This window comes from Streptococcus sp. HMSC078H12 (assembly GCF_001814615.1).
In the GTDB taxonomy this organism is placed as follows: domain Bacteria; phylum Bacillota; class Bacilli; order Lactobacillales; family Streptococcaceae; genus Streptococcus; species Streptococcus salivarius_F.
Genome location: NZ_KV817320.1, coordinates 111,788 through 136,240, shown reverse-complemented (window position 1 = coordinate 136,240; position 24,453 = coordinate 111,788). Strand labels below are relative to the sequence as shown.

General features: G+C 38.3%; 24 protein-coding genes. 1 reads left to right on the top strand and 23 read right to left on the bottom strand.

Annotated features, from left to right (window positions below; genetic code table 11):
• Nucleotides 1-19: 19 nt before the first annotated feature.
• The 20 genes from HMPREF2979_RS05010 to HMPREF2979_RS04915 form a co-directional block, all read right to left on the bottom strand.
• Nucleotides 20-2,770 (bottom strand): SIR2 family protein, encoded by a 2,751-nt coding sequence (locus HMPREF2979_RS05010; protein ID WP_070655444.1) that lies wholly within the window; start codon nt 2,768-2,770, stop codon nt 20-22.
• Nucleotides 2,771-2,823: 53 nt separating this feature from the next.
• On the bottom strand, nt 2,824-4,140 hold the full coding sequence (locus HMPREF2979_RS05005) for a restriction endonuclease subunit S (protein WP_070655441.1): 1,317 nt from the start codon (nt 4,138-4,140) through the stop codon (nt 2,824-2,826).
• Complete coding sequence (locus tag HMPREF2979_RS05000; protein ID WP_070655439.1) at nt 4,133-6,241, bottom strand: type I restriction-modification system subunit M; 2,109 nt, start codon at nt 6,239-6,241, stop codon at nt 4,133-4,135. The genes HMPREF2979_RS05005 and HMPREF2979_RS05000 overlap by 8 nt, the downstream gene beginning before the upstream one ends.
• Before the next feature lie 142 nt (nt 6,242-6,383).
• Nucleotides 6,384-7,475: a nucleotidyltransferase gene (locus HMPREF2979_RS04995; RefSeq protein ID WP_070655437.1), complete on the bottom strand. Its 1,092-nt coding sequence runs from the start codon at nt 7,473-7,475 to the stop codon at nt 6,384-6,386.
• Between the two features lie 6 nt (nt 7,476-7,481).
• A complete protein-coding gene (locus HMPREF2979_RS04990; protein WP_022496427.1) occupies nt 7,482-8,222 on the bottom strand; it encodes a class I SAM-dependent DNA methyltransferase in 741 nt (246 codons plus the stop codon).
• 204 nt (nt 8,223-8,426) lie between these two features.
• The gene (gene rsfS, locus HMPREF2979_RS04985; protein ID WP_014632696.1) at nt 8,427-8,780 is read right to left on the bottom strand and encodes a ribosome silencing factor; all 354 of its coding nucleotides are present in this window, start codon (nt 8,778-8,780) and stop codon (nt 8,427-8,429) included.
• 23 nt (nt 8,781-8,803) lie between these two features.
• Nucleotides 8,804-9,394 (bottom strand): bis(5'-nucleosyl)-tetraphosphatase (symmetrical) YqeK, encoded by a 591-nt coding sequence (yqeK, locus tag HMPREF2979_RS04980; RefSeq protein ID WP_070655435.1) that lies wholly within the window; start codon nt 9,392-9,394, stop codon nt 8,804-8,806.
• On the bottom strand, nt 9,391-10,023 hold the full coding sequence (locus HMPREF2979_RS04975) for a nicotinate-nucleotide adenylyltransferase (RefSeq protein WP_070655433.1): 633 nt from the start codon (nt 10,021-10,023) through the stop codon (nt 9,391-9,393). Before HMPREF2979_RS04975 ends, yqeK begins: the two co-directional genes overlap by 4 nt.
• Nucleotides 10,024-10,130: 107 nt before the next feature.
• Nucleotides 10,131-10,448, bottom strand: coding sequence for a ribosome assembly RNA-binding protein YhbY (gene yhbY, locus HMPREF2979_RS04970; RefSeq protein ID WP_002884193.1), 318 nt, complete (start codon nt 10,446-10,448; stop codon nt 10,131-10,133).
• 238 nt (nt 10,449-10,686) lie between these two features.
• On the bottom strand, nt 10,687-11,805 hold the full coding sequence (gene yqeH / locus HMPREF2979_RS04965) for a ribosome biogenesis GTPase YqeH (RefSeq protein ID WP_070655431.1): 1,119 nt from the start codon (nt 11,803-11,805) through the stop codon (nt 10,687-10,689).
• A complete protein-coding gene (locus tag HMPREF2979_RS04960; protein ID WP_002884676.1) occupies nt 11,805-12,332 on the bottom strand; it encodes a YqeG family HAD IIIA-type phosphatase in 528 nt (175 codons plus the stop codon). The genes yqeH and HMPREF2979_RS04960 overlap by 1 nt, the downstream gene beginning before the upstream one ends.
• Nucleotides 12,333-12,469: 137 nt before the next feature.
• Complete coding sequence (locus HMPREF2979_RS04955; RefSeq protein WP_070655429.1) at nt 12,470-13,387, bottom strand: DMT family transporter; 918 nt, start codon at nt 13,385-13,387, stop codon at nt 12,470-12,472.
• A 76-nt stretch (nt 13,388-13,463) separates the two neighbouring features.
• Nucleotides 13,464-13,847 carry a hypothetical protein gene (locus tag HMPREF2979_RS04950; RefSeq protein ID WP_037611907.1) on the bottom strand — a complete coding sequence of 128 codons (384 nt, stop codon included), beginning with the start codon at nt 13,845-13,847 and terminating at the stop codon, nt 13,464-13,466.
• An 89-nt stretch (nt 13,848-13,936) separates the two neighbouring features.
• The gene (gene celB / locus HMPREF2979_RS04945) at nt 13,937-15,283 is read right to left on the bottom strand and encodes a PTS cellobiose transporter subunit IIC (protein ID WP_037599149.1); all 1,347 of its coding nucleotides are present in this window, start codon (nt 15,281-15,283) and stop codon (nt 13,937-13,939) included.
• Nucleotides 15,284-15,343: 60 nt separating this feature from the next.
• Nucleotides 15,344-15,850: a hypothetical protein gene (locus tag HMPREF2979_RS04940; protein WP_004183299.1), complete on the bottom strand. Its 507-nt coding sequence runs from the start codon at nt 15,848-15,850 to the stop codon at nt 15,344-15,346.
• 29 nt (nt 15,851-15,879) lie between these two features.
• Complete coding sequence (locus HMPREF2979_RS04935) at nt 15,880-16,194, bottom strand: PTS cellobiose transporter subunit IIA (protein WP_003096270.1); 315 nt, start codon at nt 16,192-16,194, stop codon at nt 15,880-15,882.
• A 9-nt stretch (nt 16,195-16,203) separates the two neighbouring features.
• On the bottom strand, nt 16,204-18,186 hold the full coding sequence (locus tag HMPREF2979_RS04930; RefSeq protein WP_186821180.1) for a BglG family transcription antiterminator: 1,983 nt from the start codon (nt 18,184-18,186) through the stop codon (nt 16,204-16,206).
• 157 nt (nt 18,187-18,343) lie between these two features.
• Complete coding sequence (locus tag HMPREF2979_RS04925) at nt 18,344-18,658, bottom strand: PTS cellobiose transporter subunit IIB (RefSeq protein ID WP_003096262.1); 315 nt, start codon at nt 18,656-18,658, stop codon at nt 18,344-18,346.
• A 131-nt stretch (nt 18,659-18,789) separates the two neighbouring features.
• Nucleotides 18,790-19,029 (bottom strand): SemiSWEET transporter, encoded by a 240-nt coding sequence (locus HMPREF2979_RS04920; protein ID WP_004183305.1) that lies wholly within the window; start codon nt 19,027-19,029, stop codon nt 18,790-18,792.
• 54 nt (nt 19,030-19,083) lie between these two features.
• Entirely contained in the window at nt 19,084-20,520 is a 1,437-nt protein-coding gene (locus HMPREF2979_RS04915; protein ID WP_070655424.1) for a 6-phospho-beta-glucosidase, read from the bottom strand.
• A gap of 157 nt (nt 20,521-20,677) precedes the next feature.
• Here HMPREF2979_RS04915 and HMPREF2979_RS04910 point away from each other — a divergent pair, with 157 nt between their 5' ends.
• Complete coding sequence (locus HMPREF2979_RS04910; RefSeq protein ID WP_070655422.1) at nt 20,678-21,043, top strand: hypothetical protein; 366 nt, start codon at nt 20,678-20,680, stop codon at nt 21,041-21,043.
• A 102-nt stretch (nt 21,044-21,145) separates the two neighbouring features.
• On the opposite strand, the gene gatB is transcribed toward HMPREF2979_RS04910, so the two are convergent.
• The 3 genes from gatB to gatC are packed head-to-tail and all read right to left on the bottom strand — an operon-like array spanning nt 21,146 to nt 24,356.
• On the bottom strand, nt 21,146-22,588 hold the full coding sequence (gene gatB / locus HMPREF2979_RS04905; RefSeq protein ID WP_037611909.1) for an Asp-tRNA(Asn)/Glu-tRNA(Gln) amidotransferase subunit GatB: 1,443 nt from the start codon (nt 22,586-22,588) through the stop codon (nt 21,146-21,148).
• Nucleotides 22,588-24,054 carry an Asp-tRNA(Asn)/Glu-tRNA(Gln) amidotransferase subunit GatA gene (gene gatA, locus HMPREF2979_RS04900; protein WP_070655420.1) on the bottom strand — a complete coding sequence of 489 codons (1,467 nt, stop codon included), beginning with the start codon at nt 24,052-24,054 and terminating at the stop codon, nt 22,588-22,590. Before gatA ends, gatB begins: the two co-directional genes overlap by 1 nt.
• Complete coding sequence (gene gatC / locus HMPREF2979_RS04895) at nt 24,054-24,356, bottom strand: Asp-tRNA(Asn)/Glu-tRNA(Gln) amidotransferase subunit GatC (protein WP_002884769.1); 303 nt, start codon at nt 24,354-24,356, stop codon at nt 24,054-24,056. Before gatC ends, gatA begins: the two co-directional genes overlap by 1 nt.
• Nucleotides 24,357-24,453 lie beyond the last annotated feature (97 nt).

The window sequence follows — 24,453 nt, the reverse complement described above, 5'->3', positions numbered from 1 at the left end:
CTTCTCACTTTCTTCCAGTTCATTTCTTAAACGTAATTTTTTCTTTATCAAGAGTTCTGATAATATAGTCATCAATCAATTTATTATCTTCTTCATTTTTTGAAACATAATTTTTAATATTATTTGGAGTTCTATGCTCTAACAAACGACGAATAACCTCATCACTTCTATCCCCATACCAAGTCCAGTCTACTTCAGGATAAACCCCTCGAATATTTTCTTTGATATCTTTTAAAATATCAAACTCTGAAAAATATCCTTCTCTACTTAGGTTATACAAATCTGCTACCGATTGCTTCCTTAGGTCTGAGGAAGTTTCAACTCCTTCCTCATAACTCTCATTAACTCTTTTAATCAAGTATTGGTAGACTTTATTTTGTAGCTTAGGAAAAGCATACACTTTAGAAAGCATCAGTTCAATTACTTTATAATAAATGATATTTTCTAAATCCTCATAAGCGTTTAGAATTTCTAGAACATCTTGTTTAGTACTCTCTTCCAGATTTTTAAATAAATGACGTAACAAATCAGAGTACTCCATAATATTTTTAACATCTTTATTCCGATATTTAATTTTTAAAATATCTATATTGAGCTTTTCAAGTACTACTCTCGCAGTTTCTTCTTCAGTTGAGCAGTATTTTAATAACTGAGAATAAAATGGATACGCTGAATGATATAAAGAAAAATTATTTTCCAAAATTATATTTAAATGTTTATTAACAATCTCAACTATCTTAGATTTCAACAAATCATTGCTAATTGCACTTTCATTTTCAAGGACAATTTTAATAAGTCCCTTAATTTCTTTATCTATATTAAAATAAAGTGTTTGAGAATCTAAAATATTTATTATTATTGATACATCTATATCATCAACCAGAGGCAGAAAATTTAGCAGATTTCTTAGGTCATGTAGATTACCGTCTACATGAGATTTAACTTTTTCCTGCAGATAAGTTATTCTGTTAAATAAAAACTCTTTTGCTTCTTCAGTAACTTTTATTTTACTAAATGAACAATTTCTGAAGTATAAATTCAAAACTTTAAAATCGATACTAGGAAGAATCAATTGAACATCGTCCAAATCAAGTTCCCTAATCAATGATGCTGTCCCATCAGAAATGGACTTCACATGCTTTACACATGAATTATCATAACTGAGTAACAACATTTCTAAATATCTATTAATGATTGATTTAAATATTTTATAATGTTCAACACATAAACAGTTTAGTTTTATAAAGTTATAAAGATTTTTTACTTCAAATTCAGCATTATAGAGATGATTATTAAAAGACTGTCCTCCCCTCCTATAGTTTTCATGTTCTTCACGAATTTTATCGAATAATTCATTAATCATTTCTAATTTTCTGTATAAAAAATTGAGGTTTAGTATTGAATCTCTAAAAAATTCGACAATTTTTTTCTCATCACCTGTAACCGAATTAATAATTTGTTCCGTTAGTTCATTTAGTTCCCCACTATATAATGGTTCAGCATAAATAGGTGCTTCTTCAAAAAGATTTATGGGGATGCGTTGAAAATTAAATTCACACAGAAGGAAATTAAAATAGTCTTTCTGACGAAATGCTGTATTCGCTAGCTCTCTAAACTTTGCTTTTGCTAGAGAATATTGCTTTTCTTCATATAACTCGAATGCCTCCATTAAAAATCCATTTATTTTTAAATCTCTACGTTCTTCAAAGTCAATATCCAAAAAATGGTTTAAGAGGGATTTTTTCTTTACCATATCTCGTAATTCCTCATGACCCTCAACTTCAAATCTTGATTTATCATTTCCAAACCAACGATATCCATCATTCCAATTTGAAGCTCGTTTCTTTAAAGCTGAATATCTGGAAAAATCTCTTGAATCGATGAAACTGAGTCTATCCAAGAAAGCAAGTTGTCCCCATAAACCATCAACATTGTCTAATGTTCTATTTTCATCGAATGATAAATCCTCTAAAAATTTCTTTGTATTTAAAAATTTTTTATTTTGTCCCTCTGATACTTCCTCTACATCATCCGAACATCTATCATTAGAAAAAACGATAACTCCTTGTTTCTTGTACAAATCTCTTTCAAAAGTCGATTGTTTTTCAGGAATATAAAGATAAGCGAATTTAGCATCCGACTTAAATGCATTCTGAACCAGACGAAATATAGCTTTAAAAGTAGAATCTTTTAAAGAGTATCCCACAAATAATAATGTATGGTTCATGATTAATGTCTGTATTAAATTTGAAATCATTGGAAAGTTCGAAGCATAGTCTAAGTAGTCTTCTTCTTTCAATACAATATTATTTTTATTAAGATCTCCATGCATTTTAATTAAATATCTTCCAGGACTTGTGTATGGAATATCTTTATCCTCAGCGACGACGTTGTACTTTAGCAAGCCACTTTCAAATTGATCTTCCAGTAGAGAATCATAATTTGTCGTAATTATATGTTCTGGAGCTATCTTTTCTATTAATGTGTGTAACTCATTTGGTTTACTTATCCCTTTACTAGAGAAAACTTCTTCTATCTTTTTTGTATACCGATTTTTCCCAAAGGTATCATAATAATACTGTGCAACTCTTGGATAATCATCTGAATTGTCATCTGGTAAATTTAATTCTTTCTTAAATGATTGAATCAATTCTCCCCAAGTCGGCAAATTTGAATTAGCAGATATTCCTGCACCAACAAATAAGATTAAAGAATTTTCCTTAATCGATTTCTTTATTTGAGATACAGATAGACTATAATTTTCTTCCATATTTTAAGACCATCCTATCATTCACTTGTTTCAACCAAATACAAGTTACTCTTCTATACCCTTCTCTTCCCTGTCACATAATCATAAATTAGAGTCTGTCTTTGTTTGTTAATATTATCAATTTGTTCTTGTTTGACTTTTATTAGAGCATCTACATTAGAGCATTGTTTATCTAAATATTCTACAATTCCATACTGTTCCTCTAATGGTATTATTGGGATAATAATATTTTTTAAATTGTAAGAATAGATAACATCAATCGTGGTGCTGTTACTCAAAAATTTTAACTGTTCTTTAACGAGTGTAGTATCATTAAAAAAATACTTTATTAACCTTGGTTGAACGATATGACTATCTACCCTAAACTTCATAAGACAAGGGTGTAAAATACCTTCAAAATAATCTTTAGGAACAATAGCGATACGACCAATAGTGCCTCTAGTGGTCAACAATATATCTCCAGATACGACAGAAAAGTTTTTTAATTCTTTCCATTTTGCATCGCTTATAAAGGTATCCGTTTCAGTAAAATTATTGTCTAAAACATTACGCTGATTATATACCCATTTACCTGAACTTCTTATTGCATCTCCTGATAACGACGAACCAAATGGACCAACCTTAATATTATTACTTACTTTTTCAAGAGTAAATTTCAACTTACTCACTCCCCACCCTTCGGGTACCTGTCCAATCCAGTCGATTCCTGAATCTTTCATAGGGACTGTTTTATCCAGTCCTTTTGTGACGGTCTCATAAATCAAGCTAGAGCGATAGTCTTTGAGTTTTTGAATTTGCTCTTCCAGTAGACTTTTTACCTTATCTAGCTGGGCAGTTTTCTTGTCTAGAAAATCAGCAATTTTTTGTTGTTCTTTGATATCAAATAAAAGAACAGTGATATTTGAAACTAACTGTAAGTTTAGTCCATCCCTATCCTCGCCTTTTAACCCTCTTATATAAGAGTATCCAGCTTTAAAAAAGTAATATAAATACTGATTATTTAGCCTGTTTCCATCGACTATAAACGAGGCCAATGATTGATTTGATGCCGTCTCAATAGCTAAAATTGCTACAGTACCTTTTGTTTTTCCTTGCCCATTCATAGCAAGCATTACCGTACCAATAGGCAACAGTTTTGTCGAAGACTTCTTCAATGCTAAATTTGTTATAGTTTCAGCAGTATATTTTACAATTTCTTGATTAACTTCACCAGATGACATCCAATTTATATCCCCGTTCCAAAACAACAAATTATTTCTATCGGGAGTCGCACCTGCAGATATTTTTGAAAAATACTTAACTTTCCCACTCTCCCACTCTTCTGGTATCTGTCCAATCCAGTCGATGCCACTCTCTTTCATCCTAGTCATGTTTTAGTTCCTCCAAGAGAGTCTGTAGTTCTGCTTCTAAGTCATAGAACTCTGCCAAGAGTTTCTCTGCACTCTCTGGTGCTTGGTATTGATAGAAATAGCGGGTAAAAGGAATCTCGGCTCCATAGCCTTTTTCCTCATCAAACCAGTAGTGAGCGTCAGGTACATGGGGATAGACTTCACGCGCAAAGTAATCTTCAACATCCTCTGTCAGCTTGACGATTTCACTGTCCTTAGTCGTCTTATCATAGACAATCCCTCCAGCAATCTCATTAGGCTTGTCTTTCTTCTTAGTTCGGATGATTTCTGCGGTCTTGTCCATTTCACTCATAGCTTGTGCTAGGGCTTTGATATTAGTAGGCGTTACCTTGATATCACCCAACAAGTCCTTAATTACTTGGACAAAGGTTTCAAAGTTAGGATAACTGTCATCCGTGATTCCTTCACGAAGAGCATCTAAGATAACCTCTTGTTTAGCCCTTCCAACTTCAAAGTCCTGTAATTTTTTCTCATCTTTGGCTGAACGTGGTTCCATCTCTAGCAATTCTTGATACTGATATTCGTCAAATAGTCTAGCTAGGAAAGAAACACTTTTTGCCTTTTCAATGGTTTCTTCAGTAATCCAACCACGACGTTGCAGAGGTTGCATGACAGTATATTCTCGGTATAGAAACTCATTCTTATCAAAGATTTTCACATGGTCATTTTCTTTGAAATCATCATACCATTGGAGGATTTGGCGGATATTGTCTTGAGATAATTCACGGCGCTTTTTCCCCAGAGACTTACGTAAAGGAACAAACTCATCGGTCGCATCGATAAACTGTACCTTATTTTGACGCTCAGGGGATTTGTTTTTATTGTAAATCCAAATATAAATCCCAATATCTGTATTGTAGAAAAACTGTCCAGGTAGGGCGACAATAGCTTCGAGTAAGTCATTCTCAAGAATATAACGACGGATTCGACTTTCTCCAGATGAAGTACCTCCAGAAAATAGAGGTGAACCATTTGAAATAATGGCAGCTCGTCCGTTTTCTTCTAATTTAGCCAAACCATGAAGATGGAAAAGAAGTTGGGCATCGCCAGTTCCTGGAGTCGCTACAAAACGTCCTTGTCGACCTTCAGTAGTCACAAATAGTTTATGATCTGCCTTAACAGCTTCTTCGACGCCATCATCCGCATCTTTCCCGCCCCATGATTGACCAAAAGGTGGATTGGCAATGACAAAATTCATTTTCGTATCTGGAAATGGATCTGGATCTTTCAAAGTATCTGCCTTCACAAAATAATCCGAATCTTCCTGACGAATCAACATATCAGCTCGACCAATCCCGAAAGTCTCAGGTAAAACTTCCTGACCAAAAAGACGAACAGTTGCTCCTGTATCTAGCTGACGGATATAACTTTTGGCTGTAGCCAGCATACCACCTGTCCCAGCAGCCATATCCAAGATTTTCAACTCTTTTTTATCGACAAATAACTCTTCATCTGCCTCAATCAAGAGCAAATTAACCATTAAAGCAATGACCTCACGTGGTGTATAGTGTGATCCAGCTTCCTCATTTTCAGAAAAACGACGGATAATATCCTCAAACATATAGCCCATCACCATAGAGTCCACTGAACTTGGCGACAAATCAATCTCAGAAAACTTCTTAATCACAGTAAAAAGGCGACCAGACTGTGCAAGCGTGTGGACCTGTTCTTTAAACTTAAGATTTTCAATAATGTCCTTCACGCGACAAGAATAACCATCTAGATAGGCAATAAAATTTTCTTCAATAGCATTGGGATCATTTTGGAGATTTTTTAGCGTAAAAGGACTGACATTGTAATATTTGTAGCCAGCTTTATTCTCAAGAACCTTCTCTGGTGTATTGGGATTTGACTTATAAAGAGCAACTACTTCATCTTTCGTTGGCAATAAGGCAGCTTCTAAACGTGTCAAAACAAACATAGGAATGATAACATCTCGATACTTATCTGCACGATAAGCTCCACGTAATGTATTAGCAATCGACCAGACTGTATTGACTACATTTGAAATCTGAACATCGTTTTTCTGAAACAACGGTAATTTATTTTTGAAATTAGGCATTATATTCCCCTAGTTTTATGTAAATAATTGTCTTAATTATATCACAAAAAAGATTATCACTCTGACTTACTAAGAATTGATAAGCAAGTCTTCGTAAAGAAACAATAAGAAAAAGCCTACCAAAGGTAGACTTTCTATAAAACTATTTTACTCTAATCGGTACACGTCCAAAGTTTTGTTCGCAAAGCTCGGGGTTACCTAATTGATAAACATTATCTGCTTGTTGTGTAAGCATATCCCATGGCTCCCTTCCAATCCGAGCCACTATATCCACAGATTTTTTCACAGATTTGAGATGAGCCTGCCCTTTTTGAGAAAATCCAAGCACATGAATAGATTCAGGTAAAGGATTTTCCACAGCTCCAACCAGGATATAGGTCAAAATACGACGTACCCGTGCTTTTGTATAGCGTTTAGTCGCCACCTTATCCACTAGTTCCTCCACAGAAGAAACCTCACGAATAGCAGCTTTTAAACGACTGGCAATCTCTTCATTCACCTGGAAAACGCTAGTCAAATCAGGGTTTGTAAGAATCTGATAAACCAACAATTGGAAATAATTATCCCAAGAGACCTGTGGAGAAGTCTGAAAAAGTTTGCTATTGGGCATGAACTTATCCACAAAATCACTATCTTGCTTGTGGAGACGTAGACTGGTCGCTGAGGCGAAAGATACTTTCTTGTCTGAGGAATGATAGCCAGCTCCTTGTCTCTGAATAGGAGTCAACTTAATACCCTTACCAGCACAAGCTTTGGCATAGGCTAAGCCTAGGATATGGTTGGGTGTGTTGCCAGTAAAGTCCACACCAGCAAACTTTTCCCACATTTTTTGAGTCTTCTGTGGATAAGACAAATCACTAGCCAAACTTTCCACAAAGTCTTCCATTTCCTCTGACTTTTCAGCATAGACATCTGCTATAGCCTGGTAGTCTAGGACTTCTTCCGTACCAAAAGTAAGGCTATCAATTCCCAGTCGGGACAAGATATCGACGGCTCCAGCAGCAAAATAATCAGCAGACTGAACTGCCGTAAAGAAAGGCAACTCAACCACGAGGTCAGCTCCATTTTCCAAAGCCATCTGAGCTCTAGTCCACTTATCCACAATAGCTGGCTCGCCTCGCTGAACAAAGTTCCCAGACATGGCAACAATCTTGATACCTTCAGCATGATCCAAGAGATACTTGTGGCCGTTATGAAAAGGATTGAACTCAGCAATAATACCTGTAACTGTCATAGGCTCTTATTTTTGGGCCACAAAGAACCAACGTGCACTAGTTTCGGTCGGTTCCTTGTCCTCGAAATCGGCGTAAAGTTTGAAGGATTTGAAGCCAGCCTGCTCCAACAAGATATCATAAGTCAAGACCTCATAGGTACGCTCCTCATGAACCTCATCATGGCGGCTAAAGCTACCATCTTCCTCTCGGACAAAGAAGGTCAATTCATGGACAATAGAATGCGGTGCCTCATCCTCATAAGTATCCCAGAGCATAGCAAAATCTTCTGCATTTTCATGGTAGGAATAACCAGGGAAAACCTCATCCGTCTGATAGGTTGAGTGCACATCAAAGATAAAGACACCATCTTCATTCAGGGCATTGTAAACCTCTTTGAAGACGTCTCCGACTTCTACTTCGTCCTGCATATAGCAGATTGAATCTGAGTAGCAGGTCACAAAGTCATACTTGCCCGCTTGCGATAAATCCAACATGTTGCCTTCAATAAAGTCAATTTTCTGTTTGGCAGAAGACGCTCGCTTCTCCGCAATCTTCAACATATCAGCACTCAAATCGAGTCCAGTTACATCGAAACCAGCTTGAGAAAAGCGTACAGACTGAATTCCAGTTCCACAAGCCAATTCAAGTAATTTCTTTTTATCCTTAGTCTTTGGCAAATGACGGAGGGAAAAATCCGTCCACAAATCGTAAAGACTATCATCCATAACAGCGTCGTATACCGCCGCGAAAGTTTCATAAGTAGCCATAAATCAAGATACAAAGAGCGTCAAAAGCACAGAGAAAATAGGAAACTTTCTGCCGTATCGCCGGATACAAGGAAAGTTTATCTTTTTCTCACTGCTTTTAGCTCGTGTTCAGTTAACAAACCAACTAAACACAAGGCTCTATCCTTCCTATTAAATCTTTAGTTTAAGCAACAAAACCCAGTTGTCGCCAACTGAGTTCAATTTTTATGCCAAATAAGCTGACACATCCACCATTGGTGCTTCGTGCCAGAGTTTTTCAAGGTTATAGTGAGCACGTTCATCTTCTGTAAAGATGTGAACAACGACGTCGTTAAGATCCAAAAGAATCCAACCACCTTTGTTGTCACCTTCCATGTGGCTAGCATCAAGGCCAGCTTCTTTCACTTTCTCACGGATGTTGTCAGCAATAGCTTCCAACTGACGGCTATTCATTGCACTCAAAATAACAAAGTAATCTGTTAGGCTTGTAAGGCCGTATAAATCAAGGGCAACAATGTCTTCAGCTCGCTTTTCATCAGCAGCTTTGACAACCAATTCAAGTAATTCTTCTTTAGTCAATGATATTCTCCAGTAATTTGTTATTAATCTTTTAAGTAATGCACAAAAGCATTATAGGTTTCCAAGGTTTGTGGGAAAATCGGCAAGGCCTGATGAGCCAAGTGTTCCACGGTATGAACTGTCTCAAAAGCAACTGCCTTATCCAAGGATTGCTCTGCTACTTGTCTAGCTTCCTCTACCAAAGGGAAATTACGGTTATGCTCTATATAATCAGCCACATAGACAATCTTATCTAGGGTTGACATTTCATGGCTTCCGACGGTATGAATTTCAATACTGCGTAGAATTTCGGGATCAGTCAAGCCCAAATCTTCTTGGATTTTGTAAATCCCAACCATGCCATGCCAGACATTGTTTCCCCATTGTTTCAATTCAGGATTAAGCTTATATTTATCAATAAGCCCCAAGAATTCCTGATCTGGAAGTTCCTTGGCATAATCATGAAGCAAACCAGCCAGGCCAGCTTTCTCAATATCATATCCGTACTTTTCAGCAAGAGCAATAGCAGCTCGCTCAACACCCAGGACATGATTGAAGCGTTTAGGGCTCATGACCGCTCGAACTTTTTCAAGAAGTTCTTCACGAGAATAGTCTAGGTATTTTTCATAGGTCATTTATAGAGCCCCGCTTTCTTGATGTAGGCAAGTACAGACTGTGGCACCATAAAGTTAGGTGTGCGATCCTTCTTAATGTAAGCTCTGACTGCACTCGAACTAATATCCATAAGGGGAACATCCACCCAAATAACTGGGTAAGAGGTTCCAGCCTTATACTTAGGACGCTGAACACCAACAAATTGGACCATCTCGATAAGTTCATCAATTCGATGCCACTTAGGTAGGTATTCGACCATATCCGCTCCAATAATAAAGTAATAATCCGTATCAGGATTCGCTTCCGTCAAGAGCTTCATGGTGTCATAAGTATAGCTGATTCCCTTACGTTCCAACTCAATGGTTTCGATGTCCAATCCTTCGATACCGTTAATAGCCAACATAAGCATATTAAGGCGGTGTTTTTCATCAATGGTCTCTTTTTGATCGACATGAGGTGGCTCATATTCAGGCATGAGAAGAACTTCATCGAGACCTAACTGCTGACGCACCTGATCAGCAACAACCAAGTGGGCATTATGAACAGGATTGAAATTTCCACCTAATATTCCCACTTGCTTACGGCCTGTATCTTTGATTTCTTCCTCTAGTTGAACCTTTGTAAATGGGGTTACGAGATCTAGTGCCATGTACGCCTCCTCTTTCTCAAGCATTATACAACTGACTTAAGGCTAGCTTTAATGCTTCAAAAGTGTTCCTATACCTTAGTTTGTCCTTCACCAAGCAAAGTCAGCAACTATTTTTGGATTGCTTTGACCTTTGGTGACAACTTACGATTTTCTTTTTTAGCTGATTCTTTATAGAGAATCAAGATACGTCCAATCTTAAGAACAGTATCACAGCCAATTTCTTCTTCCAAGATTTCAGCAACCTCGTGGATATCTTCCATAGTATTTTGGAGTAGGGTTACTTTAATCAATTCACGGGCATCAAGGGCGTTGCGAACGCTAGTTTTGATGTGGTCGTTAAGACCATTTTTCCCGATTTGTACAATAGGTTTGAGAGTGTGTGCTTCCGATTTGAGGAAGGCACGTTGTTTTGATGTTAATGACATGTTTATTCCTTTTAATTTTTTTGCTGTTTTTCTTAGGTGATACGGACGCTAGCAAACCTTCGGTTTTATAGCTAATTTTTGAGCCTAAGGTCTCAAAAATTCCGAATCCAAGTAACATAAAATGTTACTTGGATTACTATCACAATGAAAAACACATCGTTTGCTCATGACGTAAATCTAGGCAAACTTCATGTTCATTGAAAAGACGCTTTTTATGCTTTTAACTACTTTATTAAGTTTAAATAATCGCTTTTCGTACGACGACGCCAACACCTTCTGGTGCCCAGGCAGCAACGATGGTTGGTTGGTCAGCTTTTCCTTGGACACGAATCCAACCTAATCCCGAGAAGACAATGTCTGTCTTATCTTTGACAGTAAATTCGTGACGAACAAGTTTTGGAAAATCAGCCAGATCCTTTGGTCCAGGTGGCATGAGAAGACTTCCAACATGCTTATCATAGAAGGCATCTGCGCCTTCAAGTTTAGTACGATGAAGCTTCAAGTTATTATCAAAGAAGGCTGTAAAACCTTGCTTATTCCCATCAATAAAGTCAAATCGTCCAAGACCGCCTAGGAATAGGGTTTGGCCTGCATTTAACTGGTAAGTTTTTGGCTTAATTTCCTTCTTAGGACTAACGTACTTGAGATCCTTCGCTGACAGATAATGTGCCATCTGGTGGCGGTGGATGATTCCTGGTGTATCAAAAATGTAAGTACCATCATCCAAAGGAATTTCAATCTTATCAAGGGTTGTTCCTGGGAAACGAGAAGTCGTGATAATATCTTTATCTCCTGTAATTTCCTTGATAATCGCATTAATTAAGGTTGATTTACCAACATTTGTCACACCGACAACATAAACATCACGACCCTTACGGAGTTTTTCAATACGCTGAATCAACTCTTTAATGGCGTGATGATTTTGGGCAGACGTCAACATGACATCCACGGGACGCATACCTTCTTCATGGGCACGCTCTGTCAACCATTGAGTTACTTTACCATCTTTAACAGATTTAGGTAGGATATCCTTTTTATTTCCGACCAAGAGCACATCATTCCCAGAAACAAAGCGTGACAAGCCTGGAATGATTGATCCATTAAAATCGAAAATATCAACAACATTGACAACGAGGGCGTCACTGTCTCCAACTTCATGAAGCAATTTTAAGAACTCGTCATCTGTGATGTGGACGTCCACAATTTCATTGTAATGACGAAGGCGGAAACAACGTTGACAGTACAACTCACCTGTTTCTTCAGCTTTTTTTATAGAGCTAGCGGGTGTGTAACCAGCCTTTTCTTTATCTTCTGTTTGAATTTGGGCTCCACAGCCAATACAAAATAATTCTTCCATTAAATTCCTTTGTTAAAGGTCATTGGACCATATGCTTTTTCAATCTTTTTCCACATGCGACGCTCACGCCAACGATTAAACTTGGTTACCCAAGCATCTGATTGCACCAAGGGCTTAACCAAAATCGAGCGAATACCAGCTCGGTGGCTAGCTCTGATGTCAGTCATGAGCTGATCTCCAACCATAACAACCTCGTCACGGTTAAAGTGGTAACGCTCAATCGCTTCATTAATCCCTTTCGTAAAAGGTTTCATGGCACGACTCACGAAATCCACATGGAAATTGGCAACCGCACGTTCAACACGTTCATGTTTATTGTTAGAGACCACAACCACCGGAATGTCAGCCTCTGTCATCTCATCTAACCAAGCACGTAGCTCAGGAGTCCCATCAGGGTTGTTCCAAGCAATCAAGGTATTATCCAAATCGACCAAGACAGCACGAATACCGTGTTCACGTAGCTGGTCAGGTTTCAAATCATAAACAGCCTCCACCATAAAATGGGGCCTGTAATCGTCTATACTCATTTTCTCTCCAAAATGTTAGTTTACCTCTTATTTTACCATATTTTTAAGGTTTATGTGTGGGACTTAAGTCCTATTTTTTAAGAACATCTTTGACACAACGGTATCGAAAAAGAGCCACAATCACTTGGGCTCTATCTTTATCTTTGAATTTTCTCTTGTTTTTTAAGGGCTACTAAATCCTTAAGCGAAATGAGGATAACAGCAAGAACAATTAAAATCATTCCAAGCACATCAATGGCAAAGAAGTGGTCACCCATGATTAAGACCGTTAAAATGACCGATGCCACAGGTTCTACCGAGGCCAGGAGACTTCCTTTTATAGCGCCAACCATGGTTGTTCCCTTGAGGAAAACTGTATAAGCAAAAACTGTCCCGATGAAGACCAACCCAAAGAGCGCTAAAAGATTTCCACCAGTCAAGGGTAACTCATACTTCCAGGCTTGGATAGCAATCGGAAAGACCAGACCACCGAGTAACATTCCTAGACCGATGACAATCAGACTGCCCCACTTTTCAATAGCCTTAGCAGGCAGTAGGATATAGAGTGCATAGGTGACCGCCGAAAAGAGGCCCCAGAACAAACCAATAGGTGTGATGGCTAGCTCTGTCACCTGACCATGCGTTGCGATGATAAAAGTTCCCACAATAGCCATGATAATCGCCACTAACTCTGAGACCGTTGGAAATCTGCGGTTCTTAGCACACACAAAAGCCAAGATAAGAACTGGCGTGACATACTGTAAAACTGTCGCAGTTCCAGCGTTAGTATACTGAATAGCACTGAGATAGGCATACTGATTCAAGACTAGACCAAAGAGAGCAAATAAGGCGATACTTACTAAGGTTTTCCTATCTTTAATGGCTTGTACTAATTTGTCTCGCTGCCTAAAAAAGACCGAAGCCGTTAGTAAAGTACCAGCCAGAATCAAACGTAAACTCGTCAAAAGATTGACATTAATCCCATGAGCCATCAGGTATTGACCAGAAACCCCTGAAATTCCCCAGGCAATCCCAGCAGTTATGACCATCAGACTACCTTTTAATTGTTTAGACATGTGTTTTCCTCGATTATGATAATGCCTATTTATTATAACACAGGGAGTTGCCAGCCAGGCGATAACTTCAGAAAAATTAAACTGTTTTTCTTGAAGAATTTTCTAGCCACCAACCGACAATCCAGCCAAGAACTAAAAGATAATTCTCAAAAGCTCCAACAGCATTAACAGAGTGATGGTATTGAAGATAGCTAAGGAAATGATTGGTTCCAATACCTAGGCCTCCCAGAATCAAAGCAATCAGAACTGCTCTCAGATAAAACCAATCGTACTTTAAGTTAACGGCAAGGAGGATGACCAGAACCGCCACATTCCAAATACCAATCTCCCTCTGCCATCCAACTGAAATACCGTAACCCGAATGACTTCCCATATAGGTGGGAAAGAATAGCTGAAAAATAATGGCACCAGTCATGGCGATGATGACTAGGATAAATAAGACTCTTAAGAATTTGTTCATTGGTTTGCTCCTGCTTAACAAATGTTTTATTGAATACCATTAGTATAACAAAAAAGACCTTAACAAACGTTAAGATCTTTAATCATAAATTAAGCTTCTTGTTCTTCTTTTAACAATTTCTTATCGTAAACACGGATGAATGGGAAGTAAACAAGGAAGGCAGCAACTGCACAGACAAGAGCAACCACAACCGCACGGAGATCTGCAGTTCCTAAGAAGGCTCCGATTCCAACTGGCGTTGGCCATGGAACTTGTGCAATAACAGGATTAATCAAATGTAATGCATTAACAAAGTAGTAAATAGTAGCTGTAACCATTGGCGCCAAGATAAATGGAATTGCTAATGCTGGATTATAGATAATTGGCAAACCAAAAATCAAAGGTTCATTAATGTTGAACAATGCTGGAACAACTGAGGCACGTCCAATCGCTTTTAGTTGCTCTGACTTAGCAGCAAAAGCAATGTATAGACAAAGGCCAAGAGTTGCACCTGATCCACCAGCGATAACAAACATGTTAGAAAATTCACCAGCTACAGCATAGTGTCCACCAGCAGCATTTTCTGCCATGTTAGCAAGTGCGATCGGGTTAACGAAAGCAAAGATAATGTTCGCGCCATGAATCCCCACAATCCAGAGAAGTTGAGTTAAAAGATAAATAATCATTAATCCAATCCATGAGTTAGTTAGGTTAGCAACAAACCCAAATGGAATAGCAATAACTTTAAAGATGTCAGTTCCCAGCGCTACGAGTGCACCATTAATAAAGATAACTACAAATGCAACGACGAATCCTGGAATCAAGGCTGTAAATCCACGTGAAACTCCTTCTGGAACAGCTTCAGGCATTTTAATAACCCAATTACGTTTTACACATGTACGATAAATAAGGACTGTCACAATAGCCATGATAATAGCTGTGAAAATACCAGTAGTACCAAAGCGAGTAACTCCATTACCCATTGCCCAACCGTCAACAACGACTGCACCTTCTTTTAGGCTACCTACAGCCTTCATCATTCCACCGTCAAAAATGATTTGTGGAACTGTCATAATGAAAGCCATGAGCGCAAGAAGAGCACCGTTTAGAGGATTCATATTTAATTCTTCTTCTTCTGCATAGATTTTGGTTAACTCATAAGCAAGTGAGAGAACAAAGTAAAGTGAGAGAGAACCCATAGTAGCATAGTTAGCAACCATGTATAGAGAAGTAAACTTATCAAATGAAGCTGAGAAAATATCAGCTACAATTGGCCAGAATGAGAAGGCTTGTGGCAAAATACTAAATACCAAGAACATTGAGCCAACAATAGTAAATGGTACAGCTGCCATACCTGCTGCCGTGATTGCACGTACAACTTTAAACTGAGCAAGTTTCCCCATTGGTCCCATGACATGATTTTCAAGGAAACCAAATAATCCGTTTTGTTGATCCATAATCGGACCTCCTTAATAATAATTATAAATTTATTTCAATAGTTATCCTTTTGCAAGGTGCTATAAGGTCACAGAACTCTTTTCTAACTGGATAAAGCGTTGATAAGCCTTATCTTTACGTTCATATATTTCTTGAATTCTTTTAAGATTTAACAAGCATAGGCCAAAACCTAGTAAAAGAATAACGAAAACGAAGAAACGTGCAGCTTGATTATTTTCAAAAATTGGGAAAAGAGTTGTGAACAAACTCGTCCAAGTTAGAACAAGTAGTCCCATCTGAATAACTGCCTGTGAGCGAATAAACATCTGAGTCACCTTCAAACGTTCATCACGCTTGCCATACAATCGAAACTGCTCAACAGTAGCCAAAATCGCTAATACAATTAGTGTGATAGGGAGAACAATAACAAAAGAAGGACGAATAAATTGGTTTAAAAGCCAATAGATATTGCCAAAAAAGAAGAGTGCTATTGTATAACGTAGAAGAAGGTAGCGATTAAAGAAAGTATTTTTTAATGCTGTCTCCCGACGTTGACGCTCGATTTCTAGTTGTTCTTTTTTTGTCATTGTCTTTCTCCTTGTTTAACTATATATGCTTAGCCAACCTTTCTATGAAGAACCAGCATTTCTTTTGCCACTTCCAATAGAGTCATTGTAGTCATTAAATGGTCTTGAGCATGGACCATGATAATTTCAATCTTAATTTCTACACCACTTGCATAGTCTTGCAAAAGTTTTGTTTGTGCATGGTGTGCTTCTAAAATTTCTTCATTTGAATGGTCTAACTTAGCTTCCGCTTCGTCAAAACGTCCTTCTCGCATATCGGCAAACGCTTCATGAATTTCTGTTCTAGCAGTGCCTGAATGAAGAATAATTTCAAAGGCTGCAACCTGTAGTTCTTCTTGATTCATATGAACCTCCTATGTTATTTTTTCAAATATTGTAATAAAATCTTCAAAATCCTTGCAATTGATTAATTGCTTTTGTAAGTCATCATTTTCTGTTAAGGAAACTATTTTCTTCGTCACATCCTTCAACCCATCATTACCATATAATGATGGTGATAAAAGAAAAACAAGTTGAATATGTGAACTTTGATTATCCCAAGATATAGGTTCTTGACAGATAGCAACTGATACTTTAACTTCTTTCCCCAAAGGCCTAATGGGATGTGGAACCGCAACTCTTTTGGAAAAGACGACAGAACTTAATTCCTCACGCTGTTTAATTTCGTAAAGTAAAGATTGTTTGAAATCATCTGATTCACCGACAGATAGACCTTCAACCATTTCTTCCAATAGTCGTGTTTTATCGCATTTCGTCCATACAAAGAAGTTATCTTGACTAAAGTATTGTTTAAAATTATCGTCTTTAATCCGAGCTACTTCTGAACGATTTCCAATTCTCGAAACTTGCATCTGGTCCATAGCGTGACGGATCTGAGATATTTCTTCGTTTTTAAGAAAGACACTCACTGTAAAAACGGGTATCTGAAAGTAAAGGTTTGATAAATCAACAGCCGATACAATAAAATCAATACCGTCTATCTTTTCTTGACTCAACTCATAATAACCTATGACATCTACAACCTCGATACGATTCCCAAGCTCAGCTTCAAGACGATTTTTAAGCATTTGAGCAGCCCCAAATCCTGTCGCACAAATCGCCAATACTGAAAATTTATGGTTTTCTTTTCGACGTTCGATAGCAGCCAAGAAATGAAGACAGACATAAACTATTTCATCGTCAGATATAGTAGCCTGTGAAAAAGCTTCCATATTTGCAAGAATTTCCTTGGTCATGAAGAATACATCACTATAATTCTGTTTAACCTCATCAACCAATGGATTACTAAGATTAATATGACTGGCTAAACGTACCTGTAAGGTCATCAAATGGGTTATAAGACTCTCAACAAGTTGAAAATCTGAGGAAAAGTGGTATATATCGTCTAACCCTAAGGTTTCAAAACTTTGGACCAACGAGTCTCTCAGTGCCTCTTTAGAAAACTCTGTTTGGTTGTTTTGGGGTAACTGACTTTTAGCTAACAGATGTAAGGTAATATAATCGATTTCTTGAACTGGAAATTCTTGATTGGTTACCTTACTAACTCTTGAAAGAATCTTCTTAGCAACCCGACGTTCGATGTCGTTAACTGCCATCTGACAATCTAAGTTACTAATTTCAAAACCAGACTTGATACGGCCTATTGCTAAAGCTATATGAACAACTAAATTTTGTAAAACAAAATCCGATAACTTCAGATTAGCTTCCTGACATTCTTCTAAAACAATCTTTGCCAATTCCTCTAATGGAAGATTTTGGTCAAAAAAATTTGACTTCACATAAGAGTGTAATGCTTTAAAAAACTGGTTCTCCAAGAAATAACTCATAATAAAGCGACGTTTGTCTCGTTCTTCACCAGAAACGTAGACACCTTTATTCGCTCTACTTTCTATAGTTAGGCTGTAGTCAGCTAGCATCTGGCGAATCTTTTTAAAATCATTACATAAAGTTGATCGACTAACATATAGCTCCTCAACTAAATCATCAAAAAGAACCGGAACCTGTTCAAACAAGAGCTTATTTAAAATGAAGGCTAGCCGATCATCACCTTGAGCCATGGACGATTTTGTATTATAATCATCCCCTAATTCATAAATCAGGCGAAAGCTTTGGCGAGCTTCTTGACTTTCAAAAAATAGTCTATAACCTTGTCCTTGTTTTGACACTAAGCTAACACCTTGAAGGTCTAAGGTTTGATCAATTGATTTTAAGTGATTACGTACAGTCCTATCCGAACAGGTCAAGTATTCAGCTAGTTCCTTACTTGTAACATAACGTTCCCTGTGCTTTAACAAGAATTGAAGGATGCTCTTTTCTCTAGTATTTGACACTCTCATATCCTCCTAAAAATGATATTCTCACCTTCTATTATAGGATATTTTCACACCTTAAATTCTTTTTATTGAGCATAAGTCATATTATGAATCATTTATAATTTAGCTAATAGATAATATTAACTAATACCTATTTTTTGCACTATTTCTTTAATGAAGATTAGATATTTTCTACAATCAAATTAGCCATTTTTTCAATTCCCATTGGGATTGGAATATAGGCTTGAGGTGGAATTTGAACAACTGGTTTTCCGACTTTAGCACCTGCTTCTTCAAACTGTTTAAAATACATTTTTGTTTGAGGACTTACAAGGTACAAATCAAACTCTGATGCTGCAATAGCTTTTCCGCCTTCAGTAGCACTAATAGCGTCAACCTCAATATCCTGACCTTTCCCCTTTAAAAACTCCGTTGTTTTCTTCGCCATGAGTGATGAAGACATTCCTGCCGCACAAATAATCAACGCTTTTGCCATAAGATTTTCTCCTTTAATCTAATCCCATCAAATTGATACCTGATTGGGTTATTTCTTATTTACATTTTAATTATAAAGTAAAACGCTTACAATTACCATTGCTGATTTTTCCTCAACGATACGGAAAATAATTATTTGTACTTCAATTTATAAATCAAAATAATCCCAGATAGTAAAAAGGAAACACTATTAGCCAAAATCAAAGGTAGGTCACCAATATGAAGGCCATGGGCAAGCCACAAAGCAATACCAATAACCTGCATCACATACATCCCTAAGGCAATTGATTCAGTATCTTTTGTTTTTACCACACGCACAACTTGTGGTAAAAAGGCAAATGTTGTTAAAATTGCTGCAATACTACCAATCATATTTATTCTCCTATGTTTACTAAAGAAGCTGGGAATACGCCCAGCTTCTTAATTTTATTCTACCGTTGCACCATTAGATGCAATAACTTCTTTATACCAATTAAATGATTTCTTCGGTGAGCGTTCATAACTTCCCTGTCCATCATCATCTTTATCCACATAGATAAATCCGTAACGTTTCCTCATCTCACCGGTACCGGCTGAAACCAGGTCTATACAGCCCCAAGGAGTATATCCCATTAAATCAACACCATCTTCAACTACAGCTTTTTTCATTTCACGAATATGAGCTCCTAGGTAATCAATTCGATAATCATCATGAACCATGCCATCTGCTTCAACTTGGTCTATAGCACCAAAACCATTTTCAACAATAAATAGTGGTAAATGATAATGATCCGTAAACCAGTTTAATGCATAACGTAATCCCTCTGGGTCAATTTGCCACTCCCACTCAGATGCCTGAACATAATTATTTTTAACCAAATCTTCTGTTTCAAGATAATCGAAATAAGGATTATTCTCACGATGAGAATCGATAGCAAAAGACATATAGTAACTAAATCCAATATAGTCTACTGTTCCTCCAAGTAAATCCTCTTTATCTTGATCTGTAAAATCAACTGAAATTCCTTTACGTTCCCAATACTTGAGAATGTGTTCAGGATATTTACCAAAAACATGTACGTCAGTAAAGTAATAACGTTTTTGCATAGCCTTCATGGCCATTAAAATGTCTTTAGGATTACAAGTTGCAGGATAAATAGGACACATCGCAATCATACAACCAATTTGAAAATCTGGATTGATTTCATGGCCAATTTTTACTGCTCGAGCAGAGGCTACTAACTCATAGTGTGCTGCTTGATACATAATAGCTTCTCGGTCGTCACCTTCCTCGTATACAATACCTGAGTTCGTAAATGGTGCAAAATCTTCCTGGTAATTGGCCTGATTGTTGATTTCATTAAAGGTCATCCAGTATTTAACTTTATCTTTATAACGTTTGAATACGACTTCTGCAAAGCGAACAAAGAAATCAATCAATTTGCGATTTTTCCACCCACCATATTCTGTAACCAAATGATAAGGCATCTCAAAATGGGATAAAGTAATTACAGGTTCAATTCCATGCTTCAAGCACTCATCAAAAAGATCATCATAAAATTGCAACCCTTCTTCATTGGGCTCTAATTCATCACCCTTTGGGAAAATACGTGTCCAAGCAATTGATGTTCGGAAGCACTTAAATCCCATTTCAGCAAAAAGCGCTATATCACCTTTGTAACGATGGTAAAAATCTATGGCCTCATGGTTTGGATAATATTTACCTTCCAAAACACCTGGTGTAATTTCACGGGCAACTCCATGGCGACCAGCTGTCATGACATCAGCAACACTGATACCCTTACCACCTTCTTGCCATCCACCTTCAAGTTGATGAGCAGCTACAGCACCACCCCATAAAAATCCATCTTTAAAAGTAGTCATCGTTTTTCCTCCTGACTTTGATACTTCTATTATAAACTCCATAAATAACAATGAAAACGCATTCTTTTTCCATAATACTACGGAAAGTAATAAGTTATCTTTTGCTTGAAAACGCTTTAGATAAAGAGTATACTATGTCTCATAAGGAGGCAATATTATGAATTTCATACAGTTTTTAATTGCTTTTGCTGGACTTGTTGTTGGAGTTAGTGCTGTTGCTATTCTCTTCTGGTACTTTAGTAAGGCTTTAAAGAAAAACGTCATTGTACGTGACGATAACATTTTTACTATTGTTCAACTTAAGGAACTAGATCAATATCCTAACTTACTTAAGAATACCGATTTCAAGAAAATGGGAAACTGGACAGCTCATGATAATGGACATGAATTCCGAGGTACTGCTAATGTCTCTAAAGAAACACTTCGCCAATGGATTATTGATAAATATCATTTAAAAGCTCATCAAGTTATTGTCACTGTTCCTGAAGAAATGAAGGTTGCTTCAGCTCTTCCTCATTTCTAAAGTAACTTAGTCTTTTTCAAAAACTCCTACGAATCCTACTCGTTAGGAGTTTTTGTATACCCTAAAAATAAAGAACCAACCTTTCGGCTGGTTCTTTATCTATTAATCTTCTTTCAACTTAGCCAATTCTTGAGCAAGTAGCTTGAGGGCTACTTGTGGGTTGGCTTGGCCTTTGGTTGCTTTCATGAGGAAGCCTGTGAAGGCTTTGTCAGCGTTACGTTTACCTGACTTGAAGTCGGCTACGGCTGCTTCATTGTCTGCGAAGACTTGGTGGATGATTGGAATCAAGACTTCAGGGTCCGAAATCTGTACCAAACCAGCTTTTTCGACGTATTCACGCGCACCGCCACCGTTTTTCGCCAAGTGAACGAAGACTTTCTTGGCAATCTTAGATGAAATGGTTCCATCTTCGATGATGGCAATCATTTCGACCAAGTTTTCTGGTGTCAACTTGATTTCTTCAAGCGTTTTGCCTTCTGCGTTCAAGAATTGCGCGACTTCACCTTGGAGCCAGTTAGACACTTGTTTGGCATCGCCACCAAGGGCTACGGCTGCTTCAAAGAAGTCAGAAGTAACTTTCGTAGCTGTCAATTGGTTGGCATCATAGTCAGACAAACCAAGCTCTGCCACGTAGCGAGCACGACGGTCTTTTGGAAACTCTGGCAACTCAGTACGCATTTCCTCGATCCACTCATCTGAGATTTCAAACAATGGAAGGTCTGGTTCTGGGAAGTAACGGTAATCGGCTGCTCCTTCTTTGACACGCATAAGAATAGTGCTCTTGTTGGCTTCATCATAACGGCGTGTTTCTTGACGAATGACACCACCTGAACGCAAGATTTTCGCTTGGCGCTGCACTTCGTATTCAAGACCTTTACGGACGTTTGAGAAAGAGTTCAAGTTTTTCAACTCAGTCTTGGTACCAAATTCCTCTTGACCGTATGGGCGAAGGGAAATGTTGGCATCTACACGCATAGACCCTTCTTCCATCTTGACGTCTGAAATACCTGTGTACTGGATGACTTCTTTCAAAGCTGTCAAATAGGCGTAGGCTTCTTCTGGAGAACGCATATCTGCTTCAGATACGATTTCGATCAATGGCACCCCTTGACGGTTAAGGTCTACATAAGAGAAGCCGTCTGTTCCATGGGTGTTCTTACCGGCATCTTCTTCCAAGTGGGCCCGTTCAATCCCGATTTTCTTGGTTGAGCCGTCTTCTAATTGCACTTCAATCCAGCCGTTGTAACCGATTGGCTCGTCAAATTGCGAAATTTGGTAAGCCTTTGGATTATCAGGGTAAAAATAGTTCTTACGGTCAAAGTGCATGTGCTGGTGGATATCCATGTTTAGCGCCAAAGCAGCCTTGATACCAGCATCCACAACACCCTTGTTCAAGACAGGAAGCACCCCTGGGAAAGACCAGTCAATCACATTAGTGTTGGCATTTTGCTCGTTCCCAAAGTGGGCAGAGGTTGGTGAGAAAATTTTTGAGTTTGTATTCAATTCAACGTGGACTTCAAGTCCGATGACTGTTTCAAAGTTCATTAATTGTCACCTCCGAAAATAAGGGGTTGTTGCTTGTGGTAATCCGTCGTTGCTTCAAAGGCAGCTGCAGCTTGGTAGATAGTTTCTTCAGAATACTTAGGACCAATCAACTGCAAACCAACTGGAAGACCTTGCGCAAAACCTGCAGGAATCGAAATCCCTGGAAGACCTGCCAAGTTAACTGGAATGGTCAAGAGGTCAGCCAAGTACATGGCAACCGGATCATGGTTGAGCGAATCCAAATCAAAGGCTACACTTGGAGCTGTTGGACCAAGGATAAGGTCATAATCCGCAAAGACTTTTTCGAAGTCTTGGATAATAAGGGTACGGACTTGACCAGCTTTCTTGTAGTAAGCATCGTAGTAACCAGATGACAAACTAAAGGTACCAAGCATGATACGGCGTTTGACCTCATCGCCAAAGCCTTGACTACGAGTGTTCACGTAGATATCATCCAAGTTTTTAGCATCTTCTGCACGGAAACCATAGCGAATACCGTCGAAACGTTGCAAGTTTGAAGAAGCTTCAGATGAAGCGATGATGTAGTAAACGGCAACCCCGTATTTAGAATGAGGCAGGCTGACTTCTTCGACAGTCGCTCCCAATTTTTCAAAGTGTTTAGCCGCATTAAGGATAGTTTCTTTGACTTCTGGGTCAATCCCTTCACCGAGGTATTCCTTAGGAAGGGCAATCTTCATGCCTTTAATGTCTTGACCAATCTTAGAAGTAAAGTCTGCTACACGAACAGGCGCAGATGTTGAATCCTTGGCATCTTCACTGGCAATGACATTAAGCAAGAGGGCATTTTCCTTAACCGTTGGTGAGAAAGTACCGATTTGGTCAAGTGAGCTACCAAAGGCAATGAGACCAAAACGTGAAACTGTTCCATAAGTAGGTTTGAGACCAACAATCCCGTTAAATGCAGCTGGTTGGCGGATAGAACCACCTGTATCTGAACCAAGGGACAAACGGACTTGCCCTGAAGCTACAGAAGCTGCTGAACCACTAGAAGATCCACCAGGCACCTTGCTGTGGTCCCAAGCGTTTTTAGTCGCGCCATAGTAAGATGTTTCACCAGATCCACCCATGGCAAATTCATCCATGTTGGTCTTCCCGATGACAATCATATCTTTGGCTTTCGCATTGGCAACAGCTGTCGCATCAAAGATTGGCTCGTAGTTATAGAGCATTTTTGAAGCCGCTGTTGTCAAGATGCCATCTGTTGAGATATTGTCTTTGACAGCGAGTGGAATCCCTGACAGGAGGTTGTCTGCATCGATTCCTTTTTCATCAATGGCCTTAGCTTGCGCAAGGGCAGCTTCTTCGGCCACCGTTACAAAGGCATTGACTGCTTCTTCACGCGCCTTGATATCGTCAAGCGTCGCTTGTGTCAATTCCGTTGCTGAAATTTCCTTAGAGACAAGGAGGTCGTGCAACTCTTCAATGGTTTTATTGTTGAATGACATTAGGCATCTCCTCCATCTTCTAGGATAGCTGGTACCTTGATGTAGTAGTTATCTTTTTCAGGTACATTTTTAAACAAGCGGTCACGGTCAGTCCCTTTTTCAGCAACATCCGGACGCAATACGGTCTTGCGGTCAGCCATGGTCGTTGTTGGGGCAACACCTGTTGTGTCCACTTCTTCCAACAATTCCACCATGTCGACAATTTTAGACAAGGTTGTCGCAAACTCAGCTGTCTCTTCTGGAGAGAATTTCAATTTTGAAAGATTGGCAACGTGGGTTACCTCTTCTTGCGTAATTTTCATCTTGCTTCCTTTCGTGAAATGATGATTTTTCAATACCTTCTATTTTACCATAATTTAGCCTATTTTGCTTGGATGATAAAAAAACTGTAGTAACTTT

Excerpts from the sequence above, each read along its gene's own strand:
- gatA (WP_070655420.1), bottom strand. The coding sequence starts at position 24,054 with ATGTCATTCAACAATAAAACCATTGAAGAGTTGCACGACCTCCTTGTC.
- yhbY (WP_002884193.1), bottom strand. The coding sequence starts at position 10,448 with ATGTCATTAACATCAAAACAACGTGCCTTCCTCAAATCGGAAGCACAC.
- HMPREF2979_RS04990 (WP_022496427.1), bottom strand. The coding sequence starts at position 8,222 with ATGGCTACTTATGAAACTTTCGCGGCGGTATACGACGCTGTTATGGAT.
- yqeK (WP_070655435.1), bottom strand. The coding sequence starts at position 9,394 with ATGACCTATGAAAAATACCTAGACTATTCTCGTGAAGAACTTCTTGAA.
- HMPREF2979_RS04935 (WP_003096270.1), bottom strand. The coding sequence starts at position 16,194 with ATGAATCAAGAAGAACTACAGGTTGCAGCCTTTGAAATTATTCTTCAT.
- HMPREF2979_RS04975 (WP_070655433.1), bottom strand. The coding sequence starts at position 10,023 with ATGGCACTAGATCTCGTAACCCCATTTACAAAGGTTCAACTAGAGGAA.
- HMPREF2979_RS04920 (WP_004183305.1), bottom strand. The coding sequence starts at position 19,029 with ATGATTGGTAGTATTGCAGCAATTTTAACAACATTTGCCTTTTTACCA.
- HMPREF2979_RS05005 (WP_070655441.1), bottom strand. The coding sequence starts at position 4,140 with ATGACTAGGATGAAAGAGAGTGGCATCGACTGGATTGGACAGATACCA.
- HMPREF2979_RS04955 (WP_070655429.1), bottom strand. The coding sequence starts at position 13,387 with ATGTCTAAACAATTAAAAGGTAGTCTGATGGTCATAACTGCTGGGATT.
- gatB (WP_037611909.1), bottom strand. The coding sequence starts at position 22,588 with ATGAACTTTGAAACAGTCATCGGACTTGAAGTCCACGTTGAATTGAAT.
- HMPREF2979_RS05010 (WP_070655444.1), bottom strand. The coding sequence starts at position 2,770 with ATGGAAGAAAATTATAGTCTATCTGTATCTCAAATAAAGAAATCGATT.
- HMPREF2979_RS04940 (WP_004183299.1), bottom strand. The coding sequence starts at position 15,850 with ATGACAAAAAAAGAACAACTAGAAATCGAGCGTCAACGTCGGGAGACA.
- celB (WP_037599149.1), bottom strand. The coding sequence starts at position 15,283 with ATGGATCAACAAAACGGATTATTTGGTTTCCTTGAAAATCATGTCATG.
- HMPREF2979_RS04925 (WP_003096262.1), bottom strand. The coding sequence starts at position 18,658 with ATGGCAAAAGCGTTGATTATTTGTGCGGCAGGAATGTCTTCATCACTC.
- yqeH (WP_070655431.1), bottom strand. The coding sequence starts at position 11,805 with ATGGAAGAATTATTTTGTATTGGCTGTGGAGCCCAAATTCAAACAGAA.
- gatC (WP_002884769.1), bottom strand. The coding sequence starts at position 24,356 with ATGAAAATTACGCAAGAAGAGGTAACCCACGTTGCCAATCTTTCAAAA.
- HMPREF2979_RS04995 (WP_070655437.1), bottom strand. The coding sequence starts at position 7,475 with ATGACAGTTACAGGTATTATTGCTGAGTTCAATCCTTTTCATAACGGC.
- HMPREF2979_RS05000 (WP_070655439.1), bottom strand. The coding sequence starts at position 6,241 with ATGCCTAATTTCAAAAATAAATTACCGTTGTTTCAGAAAAACGATGTT.
- HMPREF2979_RS04950 (WP_037611907.1), bottom strand. The coding sequence starts at position 13,847 with ATGAACAAATTCTTAAGAGTCTTATTTATCCTAGTCATCATCGCCATG.
- HMPREF2979_RS04915 (WP_070655424.1), bottom strand. The coding sequence starts at position 20,520 with ATGACTACTTTTAAAGATGGATTTTTATGGGGTGGTGCTGTAGCTGCT.
- HMPREF2979_RS04930 (WP_186821180.1), bottom strand. The coding sequence starts at position 18,186 with ATGAGAGTGTCAAATACTAGAGAAAAGAGCATCCTTCAATTCTTGTTA.
- HMPREF2979_RS04960 (WP_002884676.1), bottom strand. The coding sequence starts at position 12,332 with ATGAGTATAGACGATTACAGGCCCCATTTTATGGTGGAGGCTGTTTAT.
- HMPREF2979_RS04910 (WP_070655422.1), top strand. The coding sequence starts at position 20,678 with ATGAATTTCATACAGTTTTTAATTGCTTTTGCTGGACTTGTTGTTGGA.